This window comes from Archangium sp., assembly GCF_036389735.1.
Classification (GTDB): Bacteria; Myxococcota; Myxococcia; order Myxococcales; family Myxococcaceae; genus Archangium.
In genome coordinates this window covers 1-4,904 of the sequence record NZ_DASVWK010000124.1, presented here as the reverse complement: position 1 = coordinate 4,904, position 4,904 = coordinate 1, and the positions used below count along the sequence as shown (strand labels likewise).

At 67.3% G+C, this 4,904-nt stretch carries 5 protein-coding genes, 2 tRNA genes and 1 pseudogene; 1 reads left to right on the top strand and 7 read right to left on the bottom strand.

Annotation, left to right across the window (positions count from 1 at the left end; genetic code table 11):
- The 7 genes and pseudogenes from VF794_RS04810 to VF794_RS04780 form a co-directional block, all read right to left on the bottom strand.
- A pseudogene (locus VF794_RS04810) lies at nucleotides 1-193 on the bottom strand (ABC transporter ATP-binding protein); the annotation flags it as partial.
- 6 nt (nucleotides 194-199) lie between these two features.
- A complete protein-coding gene (locus VF794_RS04805) occupies nucleotides 200-979 on the bottom strand; it encodes an ABC transporter permease (RefSeq protein WP_331107992.1) in 780 nt (259 codons plus the stop codon).
- A gap of 127 nt (nucleotides 980-1,106) precedes the next feature.
- A tRNA-Gly gene (locus tag VF794_RS04800) sits at nucleotides 1,107-1,181 on the bottom strand.
- A gap of 15 nt (nucleotides 1,182-1,196) precedes the next feature.
- Nucleotides 1,197-1,271 (bottom strand) — tRNA-Gly (locus VF794_RS04795).
- Between the two features lie 84 nt (nucleotides 1,272-1,355).
- A complete protein-coding gene (pgsA, locus tag VF794_RS04790) occupies nucleotides 1,356-2,045 on the bottom strand; it encodes a CDP-diacylglycerol--glycerol-3-phosphate 3-phosphatidyltransferase (protein WP_331107991.1) in 690 nt (229 codons plus the stop codon).
- Between the two features lie 11 nt (nucleotides 2,046-2,056).
- On the bottom strand, nucleotides 2,057-3,496 hold the full coding sequence (locus tag VF794_RS04785) for a tetratricopeptide repeat protein (RefSeq protein WP_331107990.1): 1,440 nt from the start codon (nucleotides 3,494-3,496) through the stop codon (nucleotides 2,057-2,059).
- Nucleotides 3,450-4,139, bottom strand: a complete 690-nt coding sequence (locus VF794_RS04780; RefSeq protein ID WP_331107989.1) for a lytic transglycosylase domain-containing protein — start codon at nucleotides 4,137-4,139, stop codon at nucleotides 3,450-3,452. The genes VF794_RS04785 and VF794_RS04780 overlap by 47 nt, the downstream gene beginning before the upstream one ends.
- 87 nt (nucleotides 4,140-4,226) lie before the next feature.
- Here VF794_RS04780 and VF794_RS04775 point away from each other — a divergent pair.
- The coding region (locus tag VF794_RS04775; RefSeq protein WP_331107988.1) for an FAD-dependent oxidoreductase at nucleotides 4,227-4,904 on the top strand (678 nt) is incomplete at its 3' end.

The following is a 4,904-nucleotide window of genomic DNA, read 5'->3' as shown; positions in this document are numbered from 1 at the left end:
CCGTCTTCCCCTTGGGGATGGTGAGGTTGATGCCGCGCAGCGCCGTGATGAGGCGGGCCTCCTGCGGCCGGCGCTGCCCGCGCAACCAGCGCAGCAGCTCGGACTTGAACGTCGTGTACTCGCCCCGGATGGTCTTCTTCCGGAAGCTCTTCACCACGTCCTGGATGACGATGGCGTCCTGACTGTCGTGGATGGACATCTAGATGGACTCCGCGAACTCCTCACGACGGCTCTCGAAGAGCTGCGAGGCTCCCCAGAGCAGCACCACGGACGCACCCAGCAGGCCCAGCAGGGGCAGTGCGTCTGGCAGGCGGTGCTCGTAGAAGATGGCCTGGTACGAGGTCATGAGAATGGCCATGGGGTTGGCCAGCAACATCACCAGCCGGTACTTCTCGGGGATGGTGGACACCCGGTAAAGCACCGGCGTGATGAAGAACCAAAGCATCATCAGGTTGGTGATGATGTGCTGGAGGTCCCGGAACGTCACGTTGAGAGCGGCGACGACGTACACCACCGCCAGGGTGAAGCAGAGCTGCGTCAGTATCACCACCGGGAAGGCCACCATGTGCCAGGAGGGCCACACCCCAAAGATCATCCCCATCACCACCATCAACGGCAGCGAGAAGACAAAGTTGCACAGGTTGGTGGTCACCACCGTGGCGGGCAGCACCTGCGCCGGAAAGCGCACCTTGGTCATCAGGTCGCGCCGATCACTGATGGAGCTGGCCCCCGCGCTCACCGAGGTGGAGAACCAGATCCACGGCAGCAGCCCCACGAACATGAAGAAGGGGTAATGCTCCACCTGATTCTTCATGAACACGCCGAACAGCAGCCCGTACACGAGCATGTGCAGCGTGGGGTTGAGGAACGTCCAGAAGAAGCCCAGCACTGAGCCCCGGTAGCGTGCCTTCAACTCACGCTGGACCAGGCTGAGCAGGAGCCCCCGGTACTGATAGAGCTCCCGGAAATGGCGAATCATGCGGCGCTATCCATACAGCAAAGCCGCGCGCCCTCCAACGAGCGGCGGCTCGCGAGCCTGCTCTCCAGAGGAGCACCGCTGGGTGGGCAAAAAAAAGGCCCCCTGGTTTCCCAGGGGGCCTTTTGACTGGAGCGGGAAAAGGGATTTGAACCCTCGACCCTCGCCTTGGCAAGGCGATGCTCTACCACTGAGCTATTCCCGCATCAGGTCGGAGTATTGGAGCGGGAAAAGGGATTTGAACCCTCGACCCTCGCCTTGGCAAGGCGATGCTCTACCACTGAGCTATTCCCGCTTCTCTCGACTCCTGATTGCCTCCGCAGCCGCCTCGCGGCGACGTCGAAAGCGAGGGGGGATATACCGTCCGCTTCCGGATGCGTCAAGCCTTCTGTACGTCCGCTCCGTTCCCCCGTCTGGCCAGCATGGAGAGGAAGGCGCGGAAGTACACGACGGCACTCCACACCGAGAACGCCCCCGACAAGTACACCAACACCTGGCCCACCTTGTTGAAGTCCACGGGCGCCGCGTAGAAGCCCACGTCGATGACGTGCTCGTAGTGCACGCACAGTGAGATGATCCCCACGAGTTGGAGGGACGTCTTCCACTTGCCCTCCTGCCCGGCGGCGATGACCATGCCCTCGCTCGCCGCGATGGTGCGCAGGCCGCTGACGATGAACTCGCGCGCCAGCAGCACGATGACCACCCAGGCGGTGATGCGCCCCAGCCGCACCATCATCACCAGGGCCGCCATGGCGATGAGCTTGTCGGCCAGCGGGTCCATGAACTTGCCCACCACGGTGATGAGGTTCCACCGGCGCGCCAGGTAGCCGTCGACGACGTCCGTGATGGAGGCCACGGCGAACACCGCCGCCGCCAGCAACGAGGAGAGCGGATCCGCGTCCGCGGTGAGCCACACGAAGACGGGGATGAGGACGATGCGCCCCAACGTGAGGATGTTGGGCAGGTTCCAGAACTCCTGGACGAGCACGCTGGGCTGGCGCTCCGCCCGTCGCCGCGCCCGCTCCTCCTTCTTCTGCCGCTTCCTCAATGCCCGCTCTGCTCGATCCATGAAGGCGCCTTCTACCGGACTGGCAACGCGATGAGGGCAAATCCTTCACCACTCAGTTCCACGGCGAACCCACTGTCCTCCCCCGGGAGCGACACCACCTGGGGGGTGAGCTTGCCCTGCCAGCCCACCAGATGGGACAGCGGCACCGTCACGGGCGCCGCCTCGGCCACCGCCACCGAGCGCAGCGACCCGGGGAGGCTCAGCACCACCCTGCCCTGCCCGCGCAGATGTACCAGTTCCAGGTCCGGCGCCAGCTCCGAGGGCACCTTGCCATTCTCGAAGGCCACCGCCTCCTCGAAGGCGAAGAGGCACTCCTCGAGTACGTAGGCTCCCTCGTCGCCCAGGTCCACCGCCAGGAAGGAGCGCGCCTCCGCCGCCTCGATGAAGAGCATCCCCTGGCCGCTCGCGCGCACCAACCGCCGCGTCCCCTCGCCGAAGGGCTGCTCCGCGGCACGGCCCCGGATGCGCTTCGACTCCGGCTGGAACTGGAGCGGCCCGGAGAAGGCCACCAGTCCCTCCAGTCGGGTGAGCAGCTCGCCCTCCACGAGCGCGGAGAAGCTGCCGTTGCCCACCCGGAAGGGGTTGACCTGGCTCGCCCCCGACAGCGCCACCGCCGGGACCAGCTCGGCCAGCAGCGGCACCTCCGAGCCCGGCCGGAAGGTCACGGCCTTCGCCGGCAGCTCGGGGGTGGCATCCTCCAGCGACTCGGTGTCCTCCCGCGCGGCCTCAGGGGTGCCCTGCCCCTCCCGGGCTCCGTCCGGCGCGTCCTCGGAGAGGGAGCCCGGCCCCTCGTCCTCGGCCAGGCGCATCTCCTCGTCGCCGGGGGCGACGGTCGAAGGGGTGTCCGAGGGGCTCTCGTCCAGGCCGAATTGGGTGCCCCACTGGGCCTCACCGCTGGAGGCCGGACGCGCGGCGGGGGCCGTGGCCGGCATCGTCGCGGGTCGGGTGGGCTGGGCGAACCGCTCCCCCGCGATGGCCTTGGCCATCTTCTCCGCCATCACGTCGCTGCCAGCCTCGAGGAAGTGCTGGCGGGCGCGGCCGTACTCCCCGGCCTGCGCCAGCGCGAGCCCCAGGTAGTTGTGCGCCCTCTTGTGGTCGGGCTGCAGGTCCGTGGCCGTCTCGAACTCGCGCATCGCGCGCTGCAGGGCGCTCGTCTTCAGGTACACCAGTCCCAGGTTGACGCGCAGCGTGGCGTCCACCGGGTTGTCGCGCACCAGGGCCTCGTAGATTTCAGCCGCCTGATCGAAGAGGCCCAGCTTGAAGTAGGCCAGCCCCAGCAGGTTGCGACCCTTCTCGTTCTTCGGCTGGAGCTGGTGGGCCCGCTCGAGCAGGGCCCGGGCCTCCATCACCTTGCCCTGGGCCAGCAGCTCGCCACCCCGGTAGAGATGCTTGAGGAACTCCTCGTCAACGGGGCTCTTCTGCCCCCGCCCCGTCACGCGCGTCGTCGCCATCGGAATCCGTCCCGCGAGCCTCGTTGTTCGAGAGCTGCTCGCGCTCTTTGTAATGGAAGTAGAGCTGGAGCACCTTGCGCACGTAAGCCTGCGTCTCCGGGTACGGCGGCACCTGTCCCCCGTACTTGCGCACGGCGTCCGGGCCCGCGTTGTACGCGGCCACCATCTTCACCATGTCGCCCCCGAAGAGGTTGGCCAGCACCCGCAGGTAGCGTACCCCGCCCTCGATGTTCTCCCGGGTGTCGAAGATGTCCCTCACGTACATCTCCGAGGCCGTGCCCGGCATGAGCTGCATCAACCCGCTGGCGCCCTTGGGGGACACCGCGTTGGAGTTGAAGTTGCTCTCCGTGTGCATGATGGCCCGCACCAGCGCGCTGGGGATGCGGTAGCGCTCGGCGGCCTTCACGATGTGCGGCTCGAGCTCCGTCGGCGTGCGCGCCCTTCCCCTCACCGGCGCGGTGGGCGCGGGCGCCTGGGAAAAAGTGCCCTTGAGCTTGCTCGCCTTCTTGGCGCCGGGAGGCGGGACGTTCGTGTAGATGATCGTCCCGTCCTTCTCCTCGTATCTGTAGATGCCATCGGACGCACGGGCTCCCAGGGGGGCAAGCAGCAGCGCGGGCAGCAGGAGGAAGGGAAGGGCTCGCATATGGGCCCCCCAACCTTAGATCCCCGCCCGAAAGTCCTCAAGAAATCGCCTTGTTTCCGGCACTTACAGCCATTAAGGGTCTGACACATGCCCCATCGGTTCGACTTCCTGGTTTTGGGTGGTGGTGTGGCCGGCCTGTCGTTCGCTCTCCAGGCCGCCCGGCACGGCACCGTGGCGGTGCTCACCAAGCGTGATCGGCACGAGGGCAACACCGCTTATGCGCAGGGCGGAATCGCCAGCGTGCTGTCGCCCACGGACTCGTTCGAGGCCCACATCCAGGACACCCTGGAGGCCGGAGCGGGCCTCAACCACCTGGACGCGGTGGAGGTGACGGTGCGCGAGGGGCCGGAGCGCATCCGGGAGTTGGTGACGCTGGGGGCGGATTTCAACCGGCGGGCCTCGGGGGAGTTCGATCTCACGCGCGAGGGGGGCCACTCGCAGCGCCGCATCATCCACTCCGGCGACATCACCGGGCGCGAGGTGCAGCGGGCCCTGCTGACGGCGTGTGACGAGCAGCCCAACATCACCTTCTTCCAGCACACCTCGGCCATCGACCTCATCCTGGACCGGAGGCCGGGGCCGGGGGTGCAGAGCCGGTGCCTGGGGGTGTACGCGCTCACGGACTCGGAGCGGATCGATCGCTTCCTGGGCAAGGTGACGGTGCTGGCCACCGGCGGCGCGGGCAAGGTGTACCTCTACACCTCCAACCCGGACGTGGCGACGGGGGACGGGGTGGCCATGGCCTACCGGGCGGGGGCCCAGGTG

Coding starts and splice junctions, on each gene's coding strand:
- pgsA (WP_331107991.1), bottom strand. CDS start 2,045: ATGGATCGAGCAGAGCGGGCATTGAGGAAGCGGCAGAAGAAGGAGGAG.
- VF794_RS04785 (WP_331107990.1), bottom strand. CDS start 3,496: ATGGCGACGACGCGCGTGACGGGGCGGGGGCAGAAGAGCCCCGTTGAC.
- VF794_RS04805 (WP_331107992.1), bottom strand. CDS start 979: ATGATTCGCCATTTCCGGGAGCTCTATCAGTACCGGGGGCTCCTGCTC.
- VF794_RS04780 (WP_331107989.1), bottom strand. CDS start 4,139: ATGCGAGCCCTTCCCTTCCTCCTGCTGCCCGCGCTGCTGCTTGCCCCC.